At 41.1% G+C, this 23892-nt stretch carries 20 protein-coding genes, 1 tRNA gene and 2 rRNA genes; 5 read left to right on the plus strand and 18 right to left on the minus strand.

The features are described 5' to 3' along the window. Nucleotides 1-7: 7 nt before the first annotated feature. The 13 genes from K8Q91_00075 to K8Q91_00135 all read right to left on the minus strand — a co-directional run bounded on the left by K8Q91_00075 (nt 8) and on the right by K8Q91_00135 (nt 14473). The gene (locus K8Q91_00075) at nt 8-1147 is read right to left on the minus strand and encodes a rod shape-determining protein RodA (protein MCE9628394.1); all 1140 of its coding nucleotides are present in this window, start codon (nt 1145-1147) and stop codon (nt 8-10) included. An 8-nt stretch (nt 1148-1155) separates the two neighbouring features. Then, the gene (locus K8Q91_00080; protein ID MCE9628395.1) at nt 1156-1929 is read right to left on the minus strand and encodes a hypothetical protein; all 774 of its coding nucleotides are present in this window, start codon (nt 1927-1929) and stop codon (nt 1156-1158) included. Between the two features lie 73 nt (nt 1930-2002). After that, nucleotides 2003-2109: ribosomal RNA gene (gene rrf, locus K8Q91_00085) — 5S ribosomal RNA — on the minus strand. A gap of 64 nt (nt 2110-2173) precedes the next feature. After that, nucleotides 2174-2250, minus strand: a tRNA-Gly gene (locus tag K8Q91_00090). 139 nt (nt 2251-2389) lie between these two features. Further along, a 23S ribosomal RNA gene (locus tag K8Q91_00095) occupies nt 2390-5433 on the minus strand. Nucleotides 5434-5785: 352 nt separating this feature from the next. Further along, nucleotides 5786-6472, minus strand: coding sequence for a hypothetical protein (locus K8Q91_00100; GenBank protein MCE9628396.1), 687 nt, complete (start codon nt 6470-6472; stop codon nt 5786-5788). 129 nt (nt 6473-6601) lie between these two features. Beyond that, nucleotides 6602-7204 (minus strand): hypothetical protein, encoded by a 603-nt coding sequence (locus tag K8Q91_00105; protein MCE9628397.1) that lies wholly within the window; start codon nt 7202-7204, stop codon nt 6602-6604. A gap of 181 nt (nt 7205-7385) precedes the next feature. After that, on the minus strand, nt 7386-7781 hold the full coding sequence (gene rplL, locus K8Q91_00110; protein MCE9628398.1) for a 50S ribosomal protein L7/L12: 396 nt from the start codon (nt 7779-7781) through the stop codon (nt 7386-7388). A gap of 32 nt (nt 7782-7813) precedes the next feature. Continuing rightward, nucleotides 7814-8308, minus strand: a complete 495-nt coding sequence (gene rplJ, locus K8Q91_00115) for a 50S ribosomal protein L10 (GenBank protein ID MCE9628399.1) — start codon at nt 8306-8308, stop codon at nt 7814-7816. Nucleotides 8309-8608: 300 nt separating this feature from the next. Further along, nucleotides 8609-10021: a PKD domain-containing protein gene (locus K8Q91_00120; GenBank protein MCE9628400.1), complete on the minus strand. Its 1413-nt coding sequence runs from the start codon at nt 10019-10021 to the stop codon at nt 8609-8611. Nucleotides 10022-10126: 105 nt separating this feature from the next. After that, nucleotides 10127-11167 carry a hypothetical protein gene (locus tag K8Q91_00125; GenBank protein ID MCE9628401.1) on the minus strand — a complete coding sequence of 347 codons (1041 nt, stop codon included), beginning with the start codon at nt 11165-11167 and terminating at the stop codon, nt 10127-10129. Between the two features lie 71 nt (nt 11168-11238). Then, nucleotides 11239-12744, minus strand: coding sequence for an efflux RND transporter periplasmic adaptor subunit (locus tag K8Q91_00130; protein MCE9628402.1), 1506 nt, complete (start codon nt 12742-12744; stop codon nt 11239-11241). 49 nt (nt 12745-12793) lie between these two features. Next, complete coding sequence (locus K8Q91_00135; GenBank protein ID MCE9628403.1) at nt 12794-14473, minus strand: O-antigen ligase family protein; 1680 nt, start codon at nt 14471-14473, stop codon at nt 12794-12796. Between the two features lie 94 nt (nt 14474-14567). Here K8Q91_00135 and K8Q91_00140 point away from each other — a divergent pair, with 94 nt between their 5' ends. Continuing rightward, nucleotides 14568-14735, plus strand: coding sequence for a hypothetical protein (locus K8Q91_00140; GenBank protein MCE9628404.1), 168 nt, complete (start codon nt 14568-14570; stop codon nt 14733-14735). Between the two features lie 156 nt (nt 14736-14891). Here K8Q91_00140 and K8Q91_00145 read toward each other — a convergent pair whose 3' ends face one another. Both K8Q91_00145 and K8Q91_00150 read right to left on the minus strand, forming a co-directional pair. Then, nucleotides 14892-16862, minus strand: a complete 1971-nt coding sequence (locus K8Q91_00145; GenBank protein MCE9628405.1) for a peptidoglycan-binding protein — start codon at nt 16860-16862, stop codon at nt 14892-14894. A 544-nt stretch (nt 16863-17406) separates the two neighbouring features. Then, the gene (locus K8Q91_00150; GenBank protein ID MCE9628406.1) at nt 17407-18216 is read right to left on the minus strand and encodes a DeoR family transcriptional regulator; all 810 of its coding nucleotides are present in this window, start codon (nt 18214-18216) and stop codon (nt 17407-17409) included. Nucleotides 18217-18409: 193 nt separating this feature from the next. Here K8Q91_00150 and K8Q91_00155 point away from each other — a divergent pair, with 193 nt between their 5' ends. The 4 genes from K8Q91_00155 (at nt 18410) to K8Q91_00170 (ending at nt 22616) form a co-directional block, all read left to right on the plus strand. Then, nucleotides 18410-20581 carry a DNA translocase FtsK gene (locus K8Q91_00155; GenBank protein MCE9628407.1) on the plus strand — a complete coding sequence of 724 codons (2172 nt, stop codon included), beginning with the start codon at nt 18410-18412 and terminating at the stop codon, nt 20579-20581. Between the two features lie 8 nt (nt 20582-20589). Continuing rightward, nucleotides 20590-20931, plus strand: coding sequence for a hypothetical protein (locus tag K8Q91_00160; protein ID MCE9628408.1), 342 nt, complete (start codon nt 20590-20592; stop codon nt 20929-20931). A gap of 17 nt (nt 20932-20948) precedes the next feature. Next, nucleotides 20949-21983: a recombinase RecA gene (gene recA, locus K8Q91_00165; protein ID MCE9628409.1), complete on the plus strand. Its 1035-nt coding sequence runs from the start codon at nt 20949-20951 to the stop codon at nt 21981-21983. A gap of 63 nt (nt 21984-22046) precedes the next feature. Beyond that, nucleotides 22047-22616 (plus strand): elongation factor P, encoded by a 570-nt coding sequence (locus K8Q91_00170; GenBank protein MCE9628410.1) that lies wholly within the window; start codon nt 22047-22049, stop codon nt 22614-22616. A 63-nt stretch (nt 22617-22679) separates the two neighbouring features. Here K8Q91_00170 and rpsR read toward each other — a convergent pair whose 3' ends face one another. From rpsR to K8Q91_00185, 3 genes are read right to left on the minus strand one after another with little or no spacing between them, the layout of a single operon-like run. Then, nucleotides 22680-22880 (minus strand): 30S ribosomal protein S18, encoded by a 201-nt coding sequence (gene rpsR / locus K8Q91_00175; GenBank protein MCE9628411.1) that lies wholly within the window; start codon nt 22878-22880, stop codon nt 22680-22682. Between the two features lie 41 nt (nt 22881-22921). Continuing rightward, nucleotides 22922-23371 carry a single-stranded DNA-binding protein gene (gene ssb, locus K8Q91_00180; protein ID MCE9628412.1) on the minus strand — a complete coding sequence of 150 codons (450 nt, stop codon included), beginning with the start codon at nt 23369-23371 and terminating at the stop codon, nt 22922-22924. 2 nt (nt 23372-23373) lie between these two features. Continuing rightward, complete coding sequence (locus K8Q91_00185; protein ID MCE9628413.1) at nt 23374-23865, minus strand: 30S ribosomal protein S6; 492 nt, start codon at nt 23863-23865, stop codon at nt 23374-23376. Between the last annotated feature and the right edge of the window lie 27 nt (nt 23866-23892).

Here is a 23892-nt window from a genome sequence, read left to right on the forward strand (position 1 = left end):
AATTTAATTAACGTGGTCCCACAAACTCATTATGAATATCTCCTCGATGGTAAGCCAGGCGATAGCGTCGCATACCCATCAGAATTCCAAGACCAGCAAAAATAGTCAGCATGTGAGACCCACCATAACTCATAAACGAAATCGGCAGACCAGTGACTGGTAAAACTCCAATATTCATACCAACATGAATCACAAAGTGACTCATTAAAATAATAGACAGCCCTATAGCAAACAACGTTTCAAAATTGGTCGCCCCCACCAGGCCGGCCCCTAAAATCCTCCAAATAACCGTTCCAAATAAACAGAAAACAATCATCACTCCAACAAACCCCCACTCTTCAGCAAAAGCGGCAAACACGAAGTCTGTCTGAAATTCCGGCAAAAATTTTAGTCGGGACTGACTACCAAACCCTACCCCCTTCCCTAACACCTGACCCGAACCAACCGCAACCGTGGACTGAAAAGCGTTATAACCCGCCCCCTGAATATCCGACAATGGATTAACGAAAGTTTTGATTCTGTTTTTTTGATAATCAGCTAAAACAAATCCCCATAACATCACAAAAGAGATCACCCCTAAACCAAAAACTACGGCTAAATGTTTTTTAGAAATACCGGCCACCATGGTCATCCCCAACCAAATAAAAAATATGATAACAGCCGAACCAAAGTCTGGTTGGATAAAAATTAGTACGAATGGAATAAAAGCATACAAACCAGAAACTAAAATATGACGGATATGAGCAATCTCTACATGACGCCTAGTAAAATACTTGGCCAACATAATCACTAAAATCAACTTCATAAATTCCGCTGGTTGGAGTGATACCCCACCAACAGAAAACCAGCTGTACGCTGAACGGGTGGCCTGACCAAAAAGAAACACCACCAACAAAGCCAAGCAGCCCGCCAGATACAAGCTAGCCACCACTTCTGTTCGACGTAAAATCCGCCAATCGACAAAACTGAAGAATAAAAACGTGGACAAACTAGCCGTAATCCAGATCAACTGCCTCGTGAAATAGTAACTATCACTAGTAAATGAATTCATAGTAATCAAACCAGCTCCCAATAAAGGCAAGATAGCTACCACTAAAACCCAATCAATCGACACGCCCCCAAAGCGTCGTAAAATAGTCTCCAACATGATCAGTATTATTGGCGCTTAATTCTAAAAGTATTGGCTCGAGGATAGAAATCAACGTATTCTGGAGTTTTGGTCAAAGCTTGAGGCCAAGTAAAATACACATCTTTAGTTTGGCCACGACCCAAATCTTGGATCAAAGTCGCACTCCCAGTAAAAGCGTTTTGTTGACCATCAGACACAACCACCGGCACGACAATATTTTCCAAATCGTAATTTGATTCATTCGTCACCAAAGCATGAAGCTTCGGTGTTTCATCTGCAAAATTAAATTCTTTTCTAGTCACAGATAAAACTGGTTTAGCAATCTCTGGTTTATCCCAACCAGTATCACTCGTAAAATCAATAAAGGCCCGTAAAGCAATCTGGTTGTCAGTATTAATATTCGGTTCAAAAATAACAAACTTTTCTTGAGGATTAACGAACACCTCTCCCTTCCTGGTCGCCACCGTTGCGCCGAGGTCATTTGTTAATTTAATGGTGTAAAAAAGACGATCCACTCCCAAGGATCGATTTTGATTCTCAAACAAACCCATCACACTATAAGTACCAGCCACAATCGAAAATGGCCTAATCCATAAAGTTTGAGTTGGAATAACTTCACTGCGACAAACCTTAGCACAAGGACCTCCACAATCTATTCCAACCTCTTCTTGATTTTGCCGACCATCAGAACAAGTTGGTAGCGGTTTGGTATACCAATAACCAAAACCAGTCACTGCGACTATAAAAATAATCACTCCCAATAAATAAGCTAGTTGTCGGCGTCGGTTCCAAGATAACATTAGGTCTATGGTACCAAAAATCCCACCCTCTGGCGAGGATGGGATTTTTGATTTTAAGTTTTTGAATACTCTGTTCCGGCGACAAGCTACTCTCCCGCATAGCAGTACCATCGCCGCTACGGTGCTTAACTTCTCTGTTCGGAATGGTAAGAGGTGTGACCACCGCGCCAAATCGCCGAAACAGAACATTCAAACGCTTTTGAAAACTGTGATGGAAAGCCAACATAAATGTTGGCGAAAAAATTGGAGCGGATGGTATGGGACTCGAACCCACGTCTCCTTATTGGCAATAAGGCACTCTACCAACTGAGCTAACCCCGCCCGAAAAATTTTAGGGATATCCCATCACAATTTTCAAACTTTAGGTAAAACACTAAATTAAATTGACTACTCCGACAAATTAACTTGTCGGAGCGATTTGTAAAAATTTTAATTTTTACAAATCGCATGATTTTTAAATTTCCTAATAGGAATGGACGAATTAGTACACCACGGCTCAACACATTACTGTGCGTACACCTAGTGCCTATCAACGTAATCATCTCTTACGGGTCTCATAACGATATCTAATCTTGAAGTTGGCTTCCCTCTTAGATGCTTTCAGAGGTTATCCATTCCCGACTTAGCTACTCGGCAGTGCCCTTGGCAGGACAGCCGACAGACCAGCGGTCAGTTCACTCCGGTCCTCTCGTACTAGGAGCAAATCTTCTCAAATATCAACGCCTACAGTAGATAGGAGACCAACCTGTCTCACGACGGTTTGAACCCAGCTCGCGTATCTTTTTAAATGGCGAACAGCCATACCCTTGGGACCTGCTCCAGCCCCAGGATAAGATGAGCCGACATCGAGGTGCCGAACACTGCCGTCGCTGTGGACGCTTGGGCAGTACCAGCCTGTTATCCCCAGAGTAGCTTTTATCAGATAATCTTTGACCGCGTCTAAAGCGAATCCTCGGTTCACTATGTTCTGCTTTCGCACCTGCGCGACATTCACGTCTTGCAGTCAAGCCACCTTGTGCCATTACACTATCGGCACGGTTTCCATTCGCGCCTAGGTGACCTTAATAAACTCCTCCGTTACTTTTTAGGAGGATAGCGCCCCACTAAAACTACCCACCAGATACTGTCTCAATCCGTTTTTGCCGGACTGGTTAGTGCATACATTTTTACAGAGTGGTATTTCATTGTTGACTCCACGACAGCCAAAACCGTCGCTTCAAAGTCTCCCACCTATGCTACGCAGTAAAAACGTATACACAATATCAAGTTGTAGTAAAGCTTCTGGGGTCTTTTCGTCTAACTGTAGGTAGAGGGCATCTTCACCCCCATTGCATTTTCACCGGGCTAATCCTCGAGACAGTTCCCCAGTCATTACACCATTCGTGCGCGTCAGAACTTACCTGACAAGGAATTTCGCTACCTTAGGACGATTATAGTTATCGCCGACATTCACCAGGGCTTATAAAGCAAAGCACAACATCCGAAGACATTGCACCGACCTTATTTGACCTTCTGGCATTGGTCAGGTGTCACCCCCTATACATACTCTTACGAGTTCGCAGGGAGCTGTGTTTTTGATAAACAGTTGCCAGGGATACTTTAGCTGCGCCCGTCACTAGGACGGGAGGCCTTATCGCTAACTTACGGCCGCTTTTTTGCCGAGTTCCTTGAGGATCACTCACCCGTTCGCCTTACTCTTCTCGAGCTGACTACCTGTGTCGGTTTACGGTACGGTTTCATTATGCTTAATCTTAGAAGTTTTTCTTGGAAGCGTGCTTTGTCTCATTTTCCCGCGTAACCGCGGAAATTTATGCTGAGCTTGGATGTTGTCTATTACGACCAGCCTCCGGATTTACCTAAAGGCCACCCTCACCCCACAAACATAAATCCAATAATATGCGAGACATACAACCCTCCGTCACTCCATCGAAACATAACAAAGTCATGGAATATTAACCATGTGTCCATCGGGTCCGACTTTCGTCATTCCCTTAGGCCCGACTAACCCTTGGCTGATCAACATTGCCAAGGAAACCTTAGTCTTTCGGCGGCAAGGGCTCTCACCTTGCTTGCGGTTACTTGTGCCAACATTCTTGCTTCGCAACGCTCCACGGTGCCTCACGACACCGCTTCACTGCGGTTGCGAATATTCTCCTACCACGTTATTTAAAAAATAAATAACATCCGCATCTTCGGTACCACACTTAGCCCCGATAATTTGCGGCGCAAATTCTCTGAATGAGTGAGCTATTACGCTTTCTTTAAAGGATGGCTGCTTCTAAGCCAACCTCCTCATTGTCTGAGAAATTTCACCTCCTTAAGTGCACTTAGTGTAGATTTAGGGACCTTAAATGGCGGTCAGGGCTGTTTCCCTTTCGACGAGTGGAGCTTAGCCCCCACCGTCTAACTGCCGTGTACTTCGTCTCGGGTATTCGGAGTTTGATAGAGTCGACGAGATTGCTCCCTGTTCGACTCTTCCAGTGCTCTACCCCCCGAGGGTACGCACGACGCTAGCCCAAAAGCTATTTCGGAGAAAACCAGCTATTACCAGATTCGATTAGCTTTTCACTCCTTACCACAGGTCATCCGATAGCGTTGAACGACTAACCGGTTCGGACCTCCCCCACCATTTCTGCTGGGTTCATCCTGCCCATGGTAAGCTCATCTGGCTTCGGGTCTTATGTATACTACCTTTCAGGTTTCATAACTTGTCGCAAATAAATGCGACCAGTTACAAAACAAGAAGACGCGCTATTCACACTCGGTTTCCCTTAAGCTCCATCCCATAAGGACTTAGCTGAGCAGCATACATAAACTCGTTGGCTCATTCTTCAATAGGCACGCCGTCACCCCTTGCGAGGCTCCGACTCCTTGTAAGCATGTGGTTTCAGGATCTATTTCAACGCCCTCTCGGGCTACTTTTCACCTTTCCCTCACGGTACTTGTTCACTATCGGTCTCTATACGTATTTAGCCTTGCCGGTTAGTCCCGGCGGGTTCCCTCAAGCTGTTCATGTCTCGAGGTACTCAAGAATAAAAGCAAAGAAGTTGTTTTGTTTTCGTTTACGGGACTATTACCCTCTAGGGTGTTGCTTCCCAGCAACTTCAACTAACAAAACAATTTATAACTTCTCTAGTGATACTACGCTTTTACCTTACAACCCCTGATTCCTTTCGGAATAGGTTTGGGCTTCTCCCTGTTCGCTCGCCGCTACTTAGGGAATACTAGAAGCTCCTTAGTCCTGACGACAAAGTCATCGTCAAAACTAAAAAGCTTCGTTATTAGTTTATTTTCCTCCAGGTACTGAGATGTTTCACTTCCCTGGGTATGCATCTTGTAACAAGACAAGATTCTCGAAGTTTAATTCGAGAGAGTTTCCTCATTCGGAGATCTCCGGATCGAAGGTTGCTAGACACCTCCCCGAAGCTTATCGCAGCCATGCCACGTCCTTCATCGCCATATAGAGCCTAGGCATCCACCACATGCTCTTAATTTCCTATTAGGAAATTTAAAAACCATGTTTACAATTTTAGCCCTGTAACAATTTTATTTGTTACAAGTTTTGATTTAATGCTTACCTATCCGCCTCCAGTATGGCAAAGACCCCAATTAAATTGGATAGCCATAAAGTGACGGGATTCAGTTATCAATGTTCCGATTCTTGGCTGAAAAAATTAAACCGCCTGTCAGGCGGATTTTAGGCACCTATGCAAAAAGCAAGAGTCCTTTAACCCGCGTGTTTTTGGTTTAATTTGATAATCATACTGACGCTCGTTAGTATATACCCCACAGCAAAACCCGTCAAGCCAATACTGGCCAGACGGGTTTTGTCTTTAAAACAAGGGCTAAAATAGCTCTATTTTTTAGAAATATCGTTACGAAGCTTGTCTATATAACGAGCGGCTGCATCCTTTCCACCCAAACCGAAAGATAGACCGCCGGCGATCGCCAACATGGCCACCAAACCAGTAAATAGGGTCTGAGCAAAAATAGCGCCAATATCCAATTGATTGAAAGCAGCTAAGATAGCAAAGATCCAAATAGACCAACGAGTAATACCGCCCAACAAATCAGCATAATCAGTGCCAGCCGCTTTAGCAGAAGCCACTACCGCTTTTTGTAAAGCGTCCGCAATGATAGCCGCCAACAACAAAATCAGAGCGGCGGCGATAACATTAGGAATATAACCCAATATTACCTGATACAAGAAAACGTTAATCTGAGACAACTTGAGAACATCAAGAGCTGCCACTAAAAAGATAATTATTACAAATACTTTCACCAAGCCTCCGATAAAAGCACCGGAGTCTAGACGGTAGCCAGCTCGGCCGACGATCTCATCAACCCCAACACTAGCCAAAGCTCGGTCAATCTTGAGACTACGTAATACTTGAGCCACCCATCGGCCAACCACCACTGCCACCACCCAACCGACTACAAAAACAATAATGGAAACAAGAATGTTTGGCACGTACGCAACAATCTCGGCCCAGACATTTTGGAATGAAGCAACGAGCACTTCACTCCAGGTTTGAAGAATCATAATATTCTAAAATAAAACTGTTATTGATAAAACGACCTAAAACTAATAATAAGTTACACCTACAATTATACCACGATTAGACCTTTTGCGGGGGGTAATGTGGATAATAATTAGCACAACTTAATCTCATTAAAAAGGCATTTTATCTATGATTCGTTCGTGTGGATAGTCAAAAATATCTCGAATGAATTTATCGCTAGAGTTGGCTCGATATTTAAAATCATCGGTTTCCATAATTGAATAAACAAGTTCCCTACCCACCTCAGCCTCAATCCCCCGAATAATATTCTCAATCACATTTCGTTTTAGTTGGTCGCCGATAATAACCAAATCAACTCGACTATCAGTGTTTTCCACAAAAATACCAGACACAATCAACAGTTTGATTTTGCCACAGTTTTTAAATCGTCTAACCAACTCATTTTTTCGGCGAATAAAATCAGCATTCAATAGTTTTTTAATTTGAGAGGCCAAAGGAAAACCTTGGGTCAATTCCAAGCCAACCCTAGATCTTGAACCATTCTTTTGTTTCGCTGGTAAAGTTTTTTCCTTGATTACTCCAGCCGCGATTAGAGTATTAATTTCTTTAGCTAAACGTTCGGCTGGGATCTTGGCTCGACTAGCAATACTGGCTCGGTCAAAAATAGTCTCGGGATTAAATAAAAACAATCTCAACAGCTTCACCCGATGAGGACCACCAAAAAGCTTGCCTAATATATCAATCGTATTCATGGCCGGTAGTATAACAAACCCCGCTCTCGGTCACAACCGAGAGCGGGGTTTGTTAAACCGGTCATTTTATATATCAGTTATTATCAATACAACCCCTCGAGACTAAAGTCTCGAGGGGTTGTATTTAGCTCTTATCCCGCTTCCCTTTGGGAAGCGGGATCTCGCTTAAATAAATTACTATTTATTTAAGCTCGACCTGACCACCAGCGGCTTCGATAGCCTTCTTGATAGTTTCAGCTTCTTCCTTCTTAGCACCTTCCTTAACATTAGCAGGAGCAGCATCAACAATATCTTTAGCTTCCTTAAGACCAAGACCCAGGGCGTCTTTGATAGCCTTAATCACTTGAACTTTTTGATCGCCAACCGCTTTCAAGACTACTGTGAAAGAGTCTTTCTCTTCAGCCGCTCCCTCACTAGCTCCAGCGCCACCAGCGACAACCATTGCTTGAGCAGAAACACCAAACTTTTCTTCTAACACTTTTACCAATTCATGAAGTTCCAACACACTCATTGACTCAACTTTTTCTACCAAGTCTTTGAATTTAGCCGGCACTTCTACCGCTTTTGTTTCTTCCATAATAATTATCTTAATATTTGGATTAATAATATTTAGTTCGAATCTTTTTTATCAGCTATCTGACCAAGTGTCATCACAAAACTCTGGATCGGCCAATTGATCATATTTACAAATTGACCATACAGAACTTCACGAGTAGGTACCTTGGCTAGAGCAGTCATGTAGACCGCATCAGCATAATTATTTTCGAACACTCCGCCAACAATCGAAATCTGGGCTGGATTTATTTTCTGAAATTCATAAACCCCTTTAGCCGCTTCTAATGGGTCTTCACCGTAAGCTACCGCAATCTCACCTGGCAGTTCTGGCATAGAACCATTGATAGCACTGTTACTGAAACCAATCTTGATTAAGGTTTTCTTAGCTACAAAATAGCCAATCCCCTTATCTCGAAGTGATTTTCGAATCGTAGTTGCAACTCCAACAGGTAAACCATGAAATTTAACAAAGACGACTGACTTGGCACTGCCAGCCACGTCGCTAAGTTTTTTCACAATTGCTTGTTTTTTGTCTTTAGTAATTGCCATTGTTTTTGAGTAAAATAAAAAACGGCTCTTCGCCGCCGTCTCGACCGCCACACTGTTTATATCTAAACCACCACACAGTGTAGGGTTATCTTCCAGTGGGCCTCAGTAGGTCTTATAAATGCCTACTTTCTACGGCTTGGCTAAAAGCTTACCACGCTAAGGAGCTTTGTCAATAATGGAGAGTTAAGATCGCCTCTTTCATAAGCCCCCACACTATAAACCACCCCCAAACCAAATAGAATTAGTACTAAAAAACCAATTGTCATGCGCCAAAATTTAGGATTAAAATCTACCATATAATTATCTACCAATTATATCGTGAATCATCTTAAAACCAAGACTTGGTATATTTTTAAAAGAATCATACCAGCTAGCCGGCTTATCTATTACGATTGAAATAGTTCCAACCCCAGCCACCTGATTAGAACTGGTAGAGCTCACTATTTTAGTGGGTTCATCCTCAACCGCTATTACTTTTTCTTTTTTAGCTAAAGATGATTGTTGAGGAGCTAAAGTATTTACTTGATTAGAAATCAAAGCCAACCGGGATTCTATTTCCGCTAGACTAGATACCAAATGATCACTTTGACCTGTTGTTATTAATGGGTTTAAAGTAGTCGCCAAGTTTTTATTCTGGGGATCTTTCAAAAAAATATTTTGAGTGGTCGATCCAATCGTAAAACCCAAAATCCCAAAAGCCACTGGCAGATGACCACCAGGCACAATCAAGGTGTCGGTGGGAAAAACAAAGTCTTGCGAACCATCCCCTATCCTCCAATCACCAATATTAACTTCTCGGTTGGATTTATTTTTTAAAATTAAATACCCAGACAAGAAGTCAATTACTTCTATCTCTACTTCTGGTTTAGTGACGACCACCCTAGTTCGCGAAACCGCTTTCTCGGTACCGGATACAGCGTTGAGAACTATCTCATAAGTACCGGGTAGGGCATAAGCATGTCTCACTGATTTACCTACATAGCTAGTCCCATCCCCAAAACTCCAAGTAAATGATGGGTTGAAAAAATCACCACCTCTTGTCACCACAGCATCAAAAGACACCAAGTTGCCAACCACACTTATTTGTTCTCGACCGGCGCTGACTTCAAATTTTATGGGACTGGCGGTTGAACTAAGGGTCACCGAACTAGAGTGAGCTGAGGATGTCCCCCCACTAGAACTGTTGGTCGCGTTAGAGACTTCAGCAGTCACTGTGGTAGTCGAGGTGGTCGATGTTTCTTCCTCAGAATCACTGTCTCCATTAGGTAGCGAAACAGTTACTGTTTTTTGGTAAGTTTCCCAATCGTTGTTTTCAGGCGACCATGTATCACAAGAAGTTGTTACTTCACTTGGTCGCAAAAAAGTTTTTAACGAGAAAACAGTCTCAGACACTCCATTTAAACTAAAATAAAAATTACGATTACTGACCCCGTTTTCGTTTTTAGGGATATTACTTTTTATTTTAGACCCGATCTCAACTTTAGAACTACTGAAGAAAGTTCCTCCCGCTGAAGATTCTAATTCAAAACAAGTAGTTAACGTTCTAGAATTTAAGGCTCTAACTGTAATTGAGTTTTGCTCAGAAGCACCAATAATACTATTTCCTTCATCGTTACCCACTAAGACAATATATTCTCCATTAGCTAAAACCAACTTCGGTAAAAATACTAGATTTAAAATCACTAAACCGATTAAACAAAGTTTATTTGTCATCGTTTTAAATATTAAGACTATATCTATAATCTTAATCCTAGCTAAACCGACTGACAAAAATGTTTTCCCCACCCTATCAATACCAAGGATAGCCCTCGCTAAAGATTAGTATTTAATCTGATCAACAAGAAGGCCATTGGCATCATACAAGGTAATGGTTTCTCGCTCTTTTGCCCACATCTCCCAGACTTGACCCAAGTAAACTCGCCACTCCCCTTTGAAAAAATCGTCATCCCCTGAATGGTATTTTAAACAACTTTGGTAGTTGAAATGCTCTTTCAAATAATTTTTACACAAATTAGAGAAGCCATCGATACCATCGACGTAACTACCTCGGACCACTTCATTACCAATCCTCTTATAGTCCGAAATGTCAGGAGTCCGGCAACGCCCTAATCTCTGAGTGACATACTTGTAACATTTTTCCGCTAACTGCGGTACGCCAATTTCTTTTCGAGGGTCAGGACAAGTGAGTGGTAAAGACGGCACAAAATTATAATCAGGTGTCTGTTCAATATAACCAGTACACTTATTGGTTTTAAAGCTACGAGTAATATCAAAATCAGTACGAATTGCAGTAGGGCTACCCGTTGTCACAATGGCCCTCTCACCAGCCTTGAGAGTAATGGGACCCACCACATCATGGTCTAGCCCCGTAAATAAAACTGAACCGAAAGGAATAGCCACTCGTTTTGAGACACCTGTCACTATTTCACCATTTTGTTCATAATATCGATTATTAAATCCATTTTCCAAGATCCAACCGGAAATATTAACTTCTCCTTTATTATTAGAAGCAGCTTGTAAAGTAATATATTCTTCACTGGAGCGGTAAGACGAACCAGCATTACCCCTCCCTAATTTTATTTTTCCCTTCCAAGGTGAGGTAGTAGAAAAACTATTATTGGAGTTACCAACACTGTTTGACCCAGACCCGGCAGAACTTTGGTTATTATTATCAATACTAGAACTATTATTTGGGTCAAAGTTAACTTTTGGTACAGCTATTTGCAACGAAGCTGGTGTTAAAAACAAAGACTCATTGCTCTGTTTTTTACTGATTTGACCACTACCAGTCCACAAAGCAAACAAGGCTCCAATAACCAAAAAGAAAAAAAGTAAGTCATTTTGAAAACCTCCAGACATAAGATTATATTAATTGTACTACAAAATTAACCAGTCTGACTATTGATTAGAGTCTGAAAACAAAAAACTAATTACTGAGCTTTGACTTCAATCTTGTCGCCAGCCACCAAACCCTCAATCACCTCCACTAGACCATTATCACCATAGATACCCAATTTGACGGGAGTGGCAACCACTTGGCCGTTAATGTATTTTTTCACAGTTGATACTCCTTTGTCAGTGGTAATAGCATAGACAGGCACAACCACTACCTGATCTTTAGAATCAGTGGTAATAGATAAATTAGCGGTCAGACCATTTTTTAAGCGCTCGTCTTTTTCAGTAAAAGAGACTTTGATTTTGTAGTTAACCACCCCATCGATCAAAGTTTCAGCTGGATCAATATAGAAAACCTCGCCAGAAAAATTTTCACCAGGAAAAGCGTCCAAGGTAATGGTCGACTTCTGACCTACTTTTATTTTACCAATATTTATCTCCGGAATATTAGCTTCCACTTCGAAGGAATCAGGATTAAGGATGGAGACCAAAACTTCACCAGCAGAAACCGATTCACCCACTTTAGCTTCTTGTTTGGTAACGACACCCGAAATAGGTGCCGTTAAAGACAACTTCGAAAGGAGGGCTTGCTTTTCAGCTACCTGAGCTTCTGCTTGTTTAATCTGAGCACTCTGAGTTGAAACTTGCCCGTTGCTCAACTCCGCCGCACTTAGACGAGCACTATTCCAATCTTGACTAAATGAAGAAATATTGGAAATTTTTTCATTAACGCTTGTCCGAGCTGAGGAGATTGTGGATTTATAGTTATTAATAGTCGATAAATAACTATAGTCCCCAGTATCAAAAGAATTAACTCCTAAAGAAATATCATCTAACAATGTCTGTATCGCTTCTAGTCTATTGCGAGTAATATTGATAGATTTTTCTTTATCTTTTAGAAAATCTGGACCATAAATATCTGCTTTCCACTCTTCGAGGATGCGGTCAACCCTTCTCTTGCCAGTTGAAATTTTACTTCTTAAAACGTAATCATTTGTACTCAAGCTAACACTCTGACCATTATCATAAAACTGAATTTCAAATGAAGGTGAGGATGAATTGGGATTTTTAAAAAATTGATTTACATAGTTCTTTAAAATATCATCGGCCGAAAAATAGGCACCACGCAAAGAGTCATCTAAATTTCTCTCCACATCTCCTAAAGATATTTTAGAGTCATTCAGTTTTGCTTTCTGATAATCTAGATTAGCTTGAGTTGAACTCAACTCCGCATAAGCTTTATTTTTATCCAGACTAACTAAAATCTGACCAACTCCAACAGTGCCACCTACCCGAGGACCAACAAATGAAACTAAACCCGTTTGCTCAAAAGCTAGGTCAACATAACTTTCCGCCCTAGTTTCTCCGGCCACCGAGACAGTCTGAGTAATAGGTCCAGCCGACACAGAATAACTCTCGACTGCATTACTAGTATTTCTTAAAAAGAAAAAGGCTATCAATGCCAGAGCTAAAATGGACAGTCCCCCTATCCACCAGTATCTTTTTCTTAGTTTAAATTGTTTTTCAAAAATATTTATCATTAGTCAATTGAAGCATACCTAGTTTAAATAATAAAGGCTTTGGTAAAGTTTATATTTGTCTAAAAAAGAATAAGTCCAGGTCTGGAAAAGTTTTAATAGATTTTTCTACGTAAGCGACCACCTCCTGACTCTGTTTAATTTTAGGATTAAGCGCCAAACCACGACTAGAAAACTCTCTAGCCAAATCAAACTTTCTCATATAAACATAAGCGACGGCTTTCATCCAGTAAGGTTGGGGACTTTGGGGAACTAGTTCTATCGCTTTATCTAGAACCTGCTGGGCCTCGACTAGATTGTTATCACCAAATAACATCGAGTAAATTAAAACATCAGCCAAACCTAAATGGGCTCTAAAATTATCCGGATTATTTTTTAAGTACTCTCTATACTCATCCTTGATGATCAACAACTCCTGTCTGATACTTTCTACTTTTTTAGGGTTTTCTAAAACCTTAGGATTTTCAGCCACCCCTCTCTGGAAATCAGTCATCGTTCTCCATAAAATAGCTTGTTTATCAATTTTCGATCCAAACAAAGCTGGGTAAAGTGGAATTCTTTTGTCTGTATCACCCACCATCCTCAACTGCCCATTAGCCACCTGTGAGTTTAGAAAAGGATACAACCCGTAAATTAAAGAAAAAATAGTAAGAATGGTGACCACTCCAGCAGATAAGTACTGACCCACTAGTCCAAACTGTATTTCTTTATTTTGGTAAGACCAATTTCTGTGGAACAGTACCGCAGCGGACACAAACATAAAACCTAGGATTGGATAGGAGATCGAAGTGTCAAAAGCGGTTTGTAGTTCTAATAAATGTAGCGGAAAGTAAACAGCCAAAATCACTGCCAATAATTTATCCTCTTGCTCTGAGGCGTTTAGAGCCACATAGATCAAAGATAGTAGAGAGACTATGTAGACCAATAAATAGAGGCTCAAGCCCACCAGACCATTGTCCACCAATTGATCAATAAAGATATTGTGGGCCCGATCAAACCAGGCCTCCCCTCCATATTCATTCTGTAGTAACCGATTATCATAGTTAACCTCAAACACTCTTTCAAAATTATCCTGACCAAAACCTAGATAAGGCCTTTGGGAGATGGCTTGCTCAGAAACTGACCACACCAAAGGTCTAGCCGCAGAGGATTGACTCAAGTAAAAATTACGGACCAACCCCCCAGAAGACAGCAGAGAGAAAATAAGAAATACTATCCCAATAAACACACCCCCAGCCAAAGTATAACTTAATATTGATCTTAATTTATGATCTTTAATTTTAGCTAGCAACCAAACAAAAATTAAACTAACCAGGGATAGGATAACAACGTAGGTGGTCGCTCGGGCTTCGCCAATTATACCGTCAGAAAAATCGCCTCGCCAAATTTTGCTACTTATAATATAAGGATTTACCAGTAAACTAACTGGTAGTAGATACAGCCACCATTTCTTAACTTTTTCTTTAGCTACAAAATAAACAGACAACATAAAAGTAGCAAAAAGATACATCGCCGCGAAACTGGAGTTACCAAAAGTAAAACCGTCGTTTGGATTAGATTTGAACAATAAACCTAGACCCTCTGGACCTAATACTGACAAGATGGAGTAGAAACTAGTTGATAAACAAATAATTAAAATAAGCCGGTCATGTTTAGACCGATCATTAACTATAACAAGACTCATTAAAACCAAAACAATACCTAGACTGATAAAATACCAAAGCCCAGTCATTCGAGTAATCACCGACCAAAATGAGTTAGATAAACTTAAACCCAAAAAACCCGATAAACAAACAGATCCCAGATACAAGGTTAAAGATAAAAAGATGGGTGATTTAGCTATAACCAGCTTTCTTTTGCTTGAAAAAATAAAACCCAAAAAAACCAAACTAAGCAGTATTGAAAAAATTACTAAATTAACAGATCTAGTGGTTGACCCAGAGTATAAAAAAGAACCGTACAAGATAAATGGAAAAGACCCAAAAAACAAATAGATTAAATATTCTATAACCACTAAATACGAGGACTTTTCTTTGTTTATTAGCATATGTTTTATTATAAACCACTGTTTGTAAAACAACAAAAAACCGCCCAATCGGGCGGTTTTTTGTTGTTTTACAACAATTACAAAGTAACGAACTCTACTATAATTAGTTAAGAGTTGCGTTAACCTTAAATGAGTTAAGGTTTGAAGTGTAAGCGTTGTTTGGAGTAGCGTCAGTCTCATCAGTTGTCCAACTAACACCTCCCAATTTAACTTGGAAGTTGCCACTAGAACCAGCTGCTGGCAATGAAACGGTTGTAGTCAACTCAAATGTTGCACTTTCACCATCTTCAATTGTCCAAGTACCAGCTGAAGTTACTGTAGGCTCTACAGTGTCCACGTTAATAATACGAGTTGATACACCACCAACAGTGGCAGTACCATTTCGATCAACGTTAACAGTAGTGTAACCAGCTGTAACACCAGTAAGTTGTTTATCTGACAGTGATGATACGTAAATAGTATCACCACTTGCAGTTACCTTAAACTTGATGACGAAATCACCAGAGTCGTTATTCGCTACAGCGTTATCGGCTACAGGTTTAGGAGTAACACTAACCAATGTCAAACTAATACCACTGGTTCGTAATTCTTGAGCTTCACCAGTAGCAGTACCTGATTTCTCTGAAGAGTCAGAAAGTTGATCACCTTCTTCGTTTTCAACATCCATCAAGTTACGGTTACTTGTAGTAACATCAGCCTTCAAAGTAGCACCGTTTACGAAGATTGAGCCGTCAACATCGTTAACATCAGCTAATACTTCGAATTCAACAGTATCACCAGCATCTAAAGCTAGATCAAGGTTGTCGAAAGTTACAGTACCAGCAAGAGCGGCAGTTACACTCATGGTTTCAGTGTATTCCTTACCATCAATCTTAAGTGTTACTGAACCAGCAATGTCATCAACACCGTTAGCAGAACCACCGTTAGCAGTAGCTGTGAAAGTTACAGGGAACTCATCAAGAGTTGCATCTGAAGTACCTTCAAGCTTTAGCTTACCCTTAAGCAAAGTAACGTTATCAGTATTTGATGAATCATCAACTTCAACGATACCAGCTTCTGGACTGTCTGAGTCAGTAGAGATCTTAAGTTCAGTATCAGCTGAACTTGAGAAACTAACGAAATCAATAGACACATCCATACCGTCAATATCACCAGTTGAAGTGTCTGTAGTTGAAACACCAGAACCATCAACGAAGCGAATACTGTCAATATCAACTGTCCAAGAATCACCTCCAATATCACCAGAATCTAGGTTATTAGCAGCATCAACTGAAATGAACAATTGAGCTGTTTTGTCAGCCTTGATTACAGCATTGGAAACAGAAATAGTTTTTGAGTAAACACTTCCATTTTCAGTGAAGTCATCTACATCAGCTGAGCCGATTTTAGTAGAACCCAACCAAATAGAAACTGAATCAATATAATCATCAAGATTATCTGAACCAGATGTACCAGTTGAATCAAAACTTACTTTAACAGCAGTGATAGAAATATCACCGTCGTTAGAAGCCTCTACATCAGCTCCTAATACTTTAACACCCTCTTCACCATCACCTACCTCTTCACTGTTGTAAGAACCAAGTTCATCAACATCTGAAAGAGTTCCGAATGAACCAGTCAAAGGACCAGTAGTTGCTGGAGTACCAGGAGTTGCTGGAGTACCAGGAGTACCAGCCATAGCGTTAAGCGCGGTTCGTGAGATAGGACCCACGTAACCAGCTGCTGGAGAAATACCAGCAGCAGCTTGCCACTTAGCAACAGCTGCTTGGGTCAAAGGACCAAAGTTGCCATAAGCAACACCAGCAGGCATAACCAAGTAACCCTTAGCAACCAAAACTTTTTGAAGTTCAGTTACATCAGCACCAGTAGAACCGATAGTCAAATTACTAGTAAATTGGTAACCACCAGTAGATGTACCAGTAGTGGTTGTACCACCTTGTAGCTGAGCAATCATTGCTGTTAACTGAGCAATTTGGGCCTTAAGTGCATCAACATCAACTGTTTGAGCACTAGCAGGAACTGCTACAGCAACAAGCATGAAAGCGGCAACTGCCAAAGCAGAGATTTTTTTCATACTCATAAATAAATAATATGTGAACTAATAATTTTAATTAACTAATCAACCTTTTTATACTTCAAGACTTTACTGATTGTTTCCAATCTCAAATCCCAAAGTACGCACCATCTCAACTTTCGACGGTTTGACATAGTGCAGTTTGATTTCGATTTTTATTAACCTTGAACTACCTACTCCGCATTATATTAATGGTGCGTTTTGACAGCCAAGGGTTAATAAACAAAAGGGAAGAAATCTGATCGGCAGACAGATAGATCGTGACGGAATTTATTTTTAACCTTATTTAATTTTCAAAGTTCAGTCAGCCGGACAACTAGCGACCAGATTACAACGTCAAAGATTATTATACTATTGTCCAGCCTCACCCACCAAATTGATGGGCTTAATAATGTGGATAAGTAACAGTATTTTGACTCTGACGATCTCTGGAGGTTGTTTATTTTCCACCAGTTCTCAGGCTCTAGTTTAACCTAAAATGGTCAAATAGTCAACGAAAACGTCTCCCTTTGCCCTAGACTTGAACACATGAAAATAATTATTTTTAAGAGACAAGCGTATAGCGACTCCACCGTCTATCCCCCTTTTTTCTAAGTAGTCCTTTTTCTACCATCAAAGACAAGTCACGTTGGATGGTTTTCATACTACATTCCGGAACTACTGTGGCTATGTCCTTTATGGATAACCAACCTTTGTCTTTTAGAAAAGAAACAATCTTATCGTGTCTATCATTTTTTAAACCAGATTCAACTTCTAACTTATCAGTCGCCTGTCGGTCTGAAGTTTTGTCTTTAATATTTCCGGTTTTTAATTCTTTGGAAAAAGACTGACCTTGAGGTAAATTTTTGGCGTTAGAAACTGTCCCTAAATAAGCTCTATCAGTCACCTGATTTTGGGTTGGCAAACTAGAATAACCAGGTTGTCGATCATAACCCGACAACATAAACAGGCGCATCGATTCACGAACCGAAGCATTAATATTATCAGCCAATTTTTGGTATTCCTCTCTAAGTAAAACTAAATTCATGGTGGAAACAGTTCCAGCCGAGACCGCAACCGATACAAGGGTATTTAGATCGTTAATAGATTTGACTAAAGTATCAACATCAATGTTTTTATAAAAGACAAAGTCCTGACCGTAATCAGCCATGTGCTCTGTTTCCACTTTTTTAATATCAGACAAAATACCTAAAGCTGATTCGCGTAACTTCCACTTCAACGGCTCGCTGTCCGATAAAAGCGAGGTCACCAAATACAACGCCGAAGTTAGTCTTTCTGTTTTTAAGACAACAAAACCAAAGGCGGTATTATCCTTCAAAGTCAGGTTAGTTTGGTTGTCCTTTGTGTTGTCCATAAGTATTCTGTCTTTTAGATAAATTGTCTCTTAAACCAGATAAAAGACACTCCTAATGTGTCCTTTATTATATATTAGACATAAAGTTTTGTCCAATGCCTTTAAAGGACGTTTTGTTTATATGGCTCAATCAAGCCTTCTTTTGCGATCATTATCTTGATATAATAATTAGGCATCACAAACCACCCCTTCAATGGCGCGTAAAAAAACTACCAAAAATAAAAAGGACCACGGGGACGAAGAACTAGTCAGCCCCCGCCTACAGGCCGAAACTCGTTACGGTATTATGGCTATTGTTTTTTTTACTTTAGCCCTCTTTTTTATTCTCTCTTGGTTTACCAAAGCCGGTCTAGCTGGACAATATACTTACCAAGTACTGGACTATTTATTCGGGGCTGGCTATCTACTAGCACCGACTGTTTTTCTAGTCTTAGCCATCTCTTTCCTCCAACTATCCAAACCTAACTTTATGGCTCATCGTTTGATTGGTGGCTTACTACTTTTCTGTTCATCTCTCGGTATTACTAGTATTATCGTGGACCCTGAAGCAGGCGGGGTCGTCGGCAATCTCATCGCCACCCCTTTCCTAAAATTATTTGATATCTACTCTAGTTTAGTTTTCCTAGTCGCCCTGATCATCATCTCAGTCTTGATTATGTTCGAAACCAAAATCACTCTCGGTTGGGGCATTTTCAGTCGTCTATTTAAACAAAAAGAATTGGCGTCTGAGACCGAAGATATTGAACCGAATATTGTCGGCCAACCAGACACTGATGAGGAAGAAGAAAACACTCCCAACAGACCAGTTAAACCGGTGGCCACCAAAACTGAAACCCCCAACGAAATGGGGTTACTCGGCTCTTTGGTTGGTTTTACTAAAAAAGGTACTAGCGGCTCTTTTACTCCACCACCATTATCACTCCTAGAAAAAGATAGCGGTAAACCAGGGGCGGGCGATATTAAAGCTAATGCTAATATTATTAAAAGAACTCTGGCCAACTTTGGTATTAATGTCGAGATGGACGAAATCTCTATCGGCCCGTCAGTTACTCGCTACGCTCTCAAACCCGCCGAAGGTATCAAGCTGTCTCGAATTGTCGGCTTACAAAATGATTTATCTTTGGCTTTAGCGGCTCACCCACTTCGAATCGAGGCTCCGATCCCTGGCAAATCACTTGTTGGAATAGAAATACCAAACACAGTGAAAACCACCGTTGGTCTAGGCACCTTGTTGGGCGCCAAAGAATTTACTGATTCAGCCCATCCTTTACTTGTTTCTCTTGGTCGAGGTATATCTGGTATACCAAACTTCGCTAACGTCGCTAAATCCCCTCACCTACTAATCGCTGGTACGACTGGCTCCGGTAAATCTGTCACTATCCACACTTTGATTGTTTCTCTACTCTATCGCAACCCACCAGAATTGATGCGCTTTATCATGATCGACCCTAAACGAGTCGAACTCACTCTCTACAACAAGATTCCCCATCTCTTAACCCCAGTTATTACAGACCCCAAAAAAGCTATTGCCGCTCTCCGCTGGGCCGCCAAAGAAATGGATCGCCGCTATGATATTTTGGAATCACACGCTGTTCGTGATATTCAGTCTTATCACAACAACATCCTCGCCCCAGCCACCGCCAAAGCTAGTGGTAAAGATGACGAGGAAGCGATGGAACAAATGCCTTATATTGTCATTTTGATTGATGAATTGGCAGATATTATGTCGACCTATCCTCGAGAACTGGAAGCGGCTATCGTTCGTCTAGCTCAAATGTCTCGAGCGGTCGGTATTCACTTGGTTCTATCAACCCAAAGACCATCAGTCGAAGTAATCACTGGTTTAATCAAAGCCAATATTCCATCTCGAATCGCTCTCCAAGTGGCTTCCCAAATCGACTCTCGTACTATTATTGATATGCCTGGAGCTGAGAAACTATTAGGTGCTGGAGATATGCTTTATATGTCTGGGGAAATGTCCAAACCGATTCGGGTTCAATCAGCCTTTATCTCTGAGACTGAGGTAAAAGGGGTGGTTAAATATCTGGTTGATAAATATTCTGATGCTATTCCAAATGAGATAAACTTAGGTGGACCAGAAGAAAACGGTAACTCCCTCTTTTCTACTTCTCTAGACAACGACAACGGTGACGATGATGAGCTTTATGAAGTAGCTCGAGAAGCAGTGGTGGAGGCTGGTAAGGCTTCAGCTTCTTATTTACAACGTAAACTAAAAGTGGGTTACGCTCGAGCCGCTAGACTGTTGGACATGCTGGAAGAACGAGGCGTGATTGGACCCGGTGAAGGCGCTAAAGCCCGTGAAGTGTACGGTGGTGGTCGCTCAAGTGAAGAAGAAGTTCTATAATAATAAACATGAGACAAGTCACTATCTTAAAAATGATTTCGTTGGCCCTAATCATGGTTTTTATTACTGGTTATGCCTACTCTAAGACCATTGATGTGATTCGCGGTCCAGAAATCATCATCCACTCACCTACCATTGGCTACTCCACCACAGACAATCTCATCCAAATCAAAGGCCAAGCTTTGCGCATAGCCAAACTCTACCTAGACGGCAAACAAATATATACCGATGACCTAGGTAACTTTAAGGAATCGTTGCTCCTCCCTAAAGGCTATAGTACACTCAACCTAGAAGCGACTGATATTTTCAATCGCAAAACTAGTCACAATATTCCGGTCGCCCATTTATGAACCAATTAGCCTAAATTATGATCAAGAAAAAACAATCTGCCCCCAAAGAAACCAACACCGGTGTTGATGATGCTATTAAAGCGATTCAATCTCGTTTTGGTGACGAATCTATTATTAAACTTGGAGAAAAACCAAAAGTGGGAGTTAATGCTATTCCAACCGGCTCTCTAGGTTTAGATTTAGCCCTCGGTATTGGTGGTGTGCCTCGCGGTCGGATCATCGAGATCTATGGCCCAGAATCGTCAGGTAAGACTACCCTCGCCCTTCACATCATCGCTGAGGCTCAAAAACACGGCGGTGTGTGTGCTTTTATTGACGCTGAACACGCTCTCGATCCTGAGTATTCAAAAAAAATTGGCGTAAAGATTAATGACCTTCTAGTCTCCCAACCAGATTATGGTGAACAAGCCTTGGAGATCTGTGAAAGTTTGATCCGCTCGGGTAGTATCGATGTTATCGTTATTGACTCTGTAGCCGCTCTCACCCCTAAAGATGAGATTGAGGGTGATGTTGGTGCTCAACACATGGGTAAACAGGCTCGTCTAATGTCTCAAGCTCTCCGTAAAATGACTGCCATTGTCGCTCGATCTAAGACTGTTGTTATCTTTATCAACCAAATTCGAATGCAAATCGGAGTAATGTTTGGTAATCCAGAAACTACCCCTGGAGGTAAGGCTCTAAAGTTTTATTCCTCTGTTCGTCTAGATATCCGCCGCATCGCTCAAATCAAGAAAGGTGAAGATGTTGTTGGCGGTCGAGTAAGAGTCAAAGTGGTCAAGAACAAGGTCGCTGCCCCTTTCAAACAAGCAGAATTCGATGTTCTTTATAATGAAGGAATCTCCCCAGAAGGTGAAGTGCTAGCTTTGGGTGAAAAATATGGCATCGTTAAAAAAGCTGGTGCGTCTTATAGCTACACCCCCGAAGGTAAGGATGAGGTCAAACTCGGACGAGGTTACGACGCGGCTCGCACTTTTGTCAAAGCCGACCCTAAATTAAAGAACGAGTTGGTGAAGAAAATTAATGAAGCTTGGGGTAAAGAAACCCTTGCTTAAGCTTCCAAATAGCCCAAGTCGAGCGACTGGCTTTTTTACAGAATTAAGTTACAATACTCCCGTATGGCTATGCTCGAATACAATGAAATAAAGCCCCGAAAGTACATCATTCACGAAGGTGGGCCTTATGAAGTTCTCGATTCTCACGTCTTCCGCAAACAACAACGAAAGCCAGTTAACGCTACTAAACTTAAGAATTTGATTACTGGTAAAGTCGTAGAACATTCTTTCCACGTCTCCGATAAAGTACCTGAAGCTGAGTTGACCACTAAAAAAGCTAAATATCTATATTTCAACCGCGGTGAGTACTGGTTCTGCGAACCAAGCAATCCTAGTAATCGCTACCAAGTTGAAGCTAGTGTTTTGGGTGAGACAATTAAATACGTAAAAACCAATTCTGAGGTAGAGTTATTAACCTTTGAAGAACAGCCGATCGGAATGAAGATTCCAGTAAAAGTGGAACTGAAAGTCACTGAAGCCTCCCCGGCTGTTAAAGGTAATACTGTCCAAGGTGGTAGCAAACAAGTTACCTTGGAAACAGGAGCTACTCTCAACGTGCCCATGTTCGTCAATGAAGGCGATACAATCCGTATTAATACCGACAGTGGAGAATACGTCGAAAGAATAAACTAAAATCCTAACAAAAAATCCGGCCAGGCGCCGGATTTTTTGTTATCTTTATATTATCTAAATTTTTTAACTAGCCAAGAAAGGCAATAGACCCATAAAACGAGCTCGCTTAATAGCAGTCGTTAGTCGTCTTTGATGACGAGAACAAGTCGCTGTTCGACGGTGCTTAACGATTCGAGCATGAGGATCAAGAAAGAGCTTGAGGGCATCAACCTCTTTGTAATCTACCTCCTTAATATTATTACTGCAGAAATGGCATTGCTTCATATTTACATTATTACTATCACGTTTATAATATTTCGTCTAGATTAAAAAGGAATATCGTCAGGATTAATCTCTTCCTCTGGATATTCAATAGTATCCAACTGAGGAGCTGGGGCTGGACCATCGGTCTTGGCTGTCTCACCAGCAAAGCCAGTCGCTTGCCCCTCTCGTCTTGGTCCTAATTGAATCTTCTCCACCACTATTTCAGTTCGATACTTTTTAGAACCATCTTGGGCATCCCAACTGCGGGTCTGCATTCTGCCTTCTACCATCACTGAACTTCCCTTCTTGAGATATTGTCCGGCCACATTGGCTTGAGGACCAAAAGCGACGACATTGTGGTATTGAGTATCTTCTTGCTTGGCTCCATTCTTATCCTTCCACACTCGAGAAGTGGCTACCGCAAAACTAGTGACTGATACCCCACTTGGCAAAGCTCGCTGTTCTGGATCGCGAGTAAGATTACCAATGATTATCGCTTTATTAAGATACATATTTAAGCAACGAGTAGTTCTTCGATCTCTTGGTCGATTTTTTCATTATCAACCAAACCCTTATCTTCTTCTATCACCCCTTCTTCAGCGATCACTTCTTCATTTTTAACCTCAGCTCGTGGAACAACAATTCTTTCTGTTTGAACTGGAGCGTCGATAACCAAAATACGAATAATTAGATCACTTTTTTCTACTTGTTTTTTAACGGTATTTATTTTGTCAGGCGTAACAGAAAATTTAACCGCTCCAAAATAAGCATCTGACACTAAAGTTTTTTTGTGGTTAATAGTCTTACCAATTTTGTAAGCCAATTTTCGTAAGTGAGGAGTGGTTTGACTAACCATAGTTCCACCTACCGCTTCCACCTCTTTAACAATAATCTCAGTGATTTTGTCAGCCTTGTCAGCCTCAGGCACCAAAGGACTCAACAAATAGCCTATTTCATAGGTTTTTGGGTCTTTTAAATCAATATCAGCAATAACTTGTTCTTTCATAGATAGGAGGTATGTTACCAGACAAAA

It is taken from the genome of Candidatus Vogelbacteria bacterium, from assembly GCA_021414225.1.
Classification (GTDB): Bacteria; Patescibacteriota; Minisyncoccia; order Phycocordibacterales; family XYD1-FULL-46-19; genus JAIOOX01.

Excerpts from the sequence above, each read along its gene's own strand:
- rpsR (MCE9628411.1), bottom strand. The coding sequence starts at position 22,880 with ATGAAGCAATGCCATTTCTGCAGTAATAATATTAAGGAGGTAGATTAC.
- K8Q91_00125 (MCE9628401.1), bottom strand. The coding sequence starts at position 11,167 with ATGTCTGGAGGTTTTCAAAATGACTTACTTTTTTTCTTTTTGGTTATT.
- K8Q91_00135 (MCE9628403.1), bottom strand. The coding sequence starts at position 14,473 with ATGACTGGGCTTTGGTATTTTATCAGTCTAGGTATTGTTTTGGTTTTA.
- K8Q91_00185 (MCE9628413.1), bottom strand. The coding sequence starts at position 23,865 with ATGAAAGAACAAGTTATTGCTGATATTGATTTAAAAGACCCAAAAACC.
- K8Q91_00130 (MCE9628402.1), bottom strand. The coding sequence starts at position 12,744 with ATGATAAATATTTTTGAAAAACAATTTAAACTAAGAAAAAGATACTGG.
- rplL (MCE9628398.1), bottom strand. The coding sequence starts at position 7,781 with ATGGAAGAAACAAAAGCGGTAGAAGTGCCGGCTAAATTCAAAGACTTG.
- K8Q91_00160 (MCE9628408.1), top strand. The coding sequence starts at position 20,590 with ATGAGACAAGTCACTATCTTAAAAATGATTTCGTTGGCCCTAATCATG.
- ssb (MCE9628412.1), bottom strand. The coding sequence starts at position 23,371 with ATGTATCTTAATAAAGCGATAATCATTGGTAATCTTACTCGCGATCCA.
- K8Q91_00120 (MCE9628400.1), bottom strand. The coding sequence starts at position 10,021 with ATGACAAATAAACTTTGTTTAATCGGTTTAGTGATTTTAAATCTAGTA.
- K8Q91_00150 (MCE9628406.1), bottom strand. The coding sequence starts at position 18,216 with ATGGACAACACAAAGGACAACCAAACTAACCTGACTTTGAAGGATAAT.
- K8Q91_00140 (MCE9628404.1), top strand. The coding sequence starts at position 14,568 with ATGGGTGATTTAGCTATAACCAGCTTTCTTTTGCTTGAAAAAATAAAA.
- K8Q91_00075 (MCE9628394.1), bottom strand. The coding sequence starts at position 1,147 with ATGTTGGAGACTATTTTACGACGCTTTGGGGGCGTGTCGATTGATTGG.
- rplJ (MCE9628399.1), bottom strand. The coding sequence starts at position 8,308 with ATGGCAATTACTAAAGACAAAAAACAAGCAATTGTGAAAAAACTTAGC.
- K8Q91_00155 (MCE9628407.1), top strand. The coding sequence starts at position 18,410 with ATGGCGCGTAAAAAAACTACCAAAAATAAAAAGGACCACGGGGACGAA.
- K8Q91_00080 (MCE9628395.1), bottom strand. The coding sequence starts at position 1,929 with ATGTTATCTTGGAACCGACGCCGACAACTAGCTTATTTATTGGGAGTG.
- K8Q91_00100 (MCE9628396.1), bottom strand. The coding sequence starts at position 6,472 with ATGATTCTTCAAACCTGGAGTGAAGTGCTCGTTGCTTCATTCCAAAAT.
- recA (MCE9628409.1), top strand. The coding sequence starts at position 20,949 with ATGATCAAGAAAAAACAATCTGCCCCCAAAGAAACCAACACCGGTGTT.
- K8Q91_00145 (MCE9628405.1), bottom strand. The coding sequence starts at position 16,862 with ATGAAAAAAATCTCTGCTTTGGCAGTTGCCGCTTTCATGCTTGTTGCT.
- K8Q91_00105 (MCE9628397.1), bottom strand. The coding sequence starts at position 7,204 with ATGAATACGATTGATATATTAGGCAAGCTTTTTGGTGGTCCTCATCGG.
- K8Q91_00170 (MCE9628410.1), top strand. The coding sequence starts at position 22,047 with ATGGCTATGCTCGAATACAATGAAATAAAGCCCCGAAAGTACATCATT.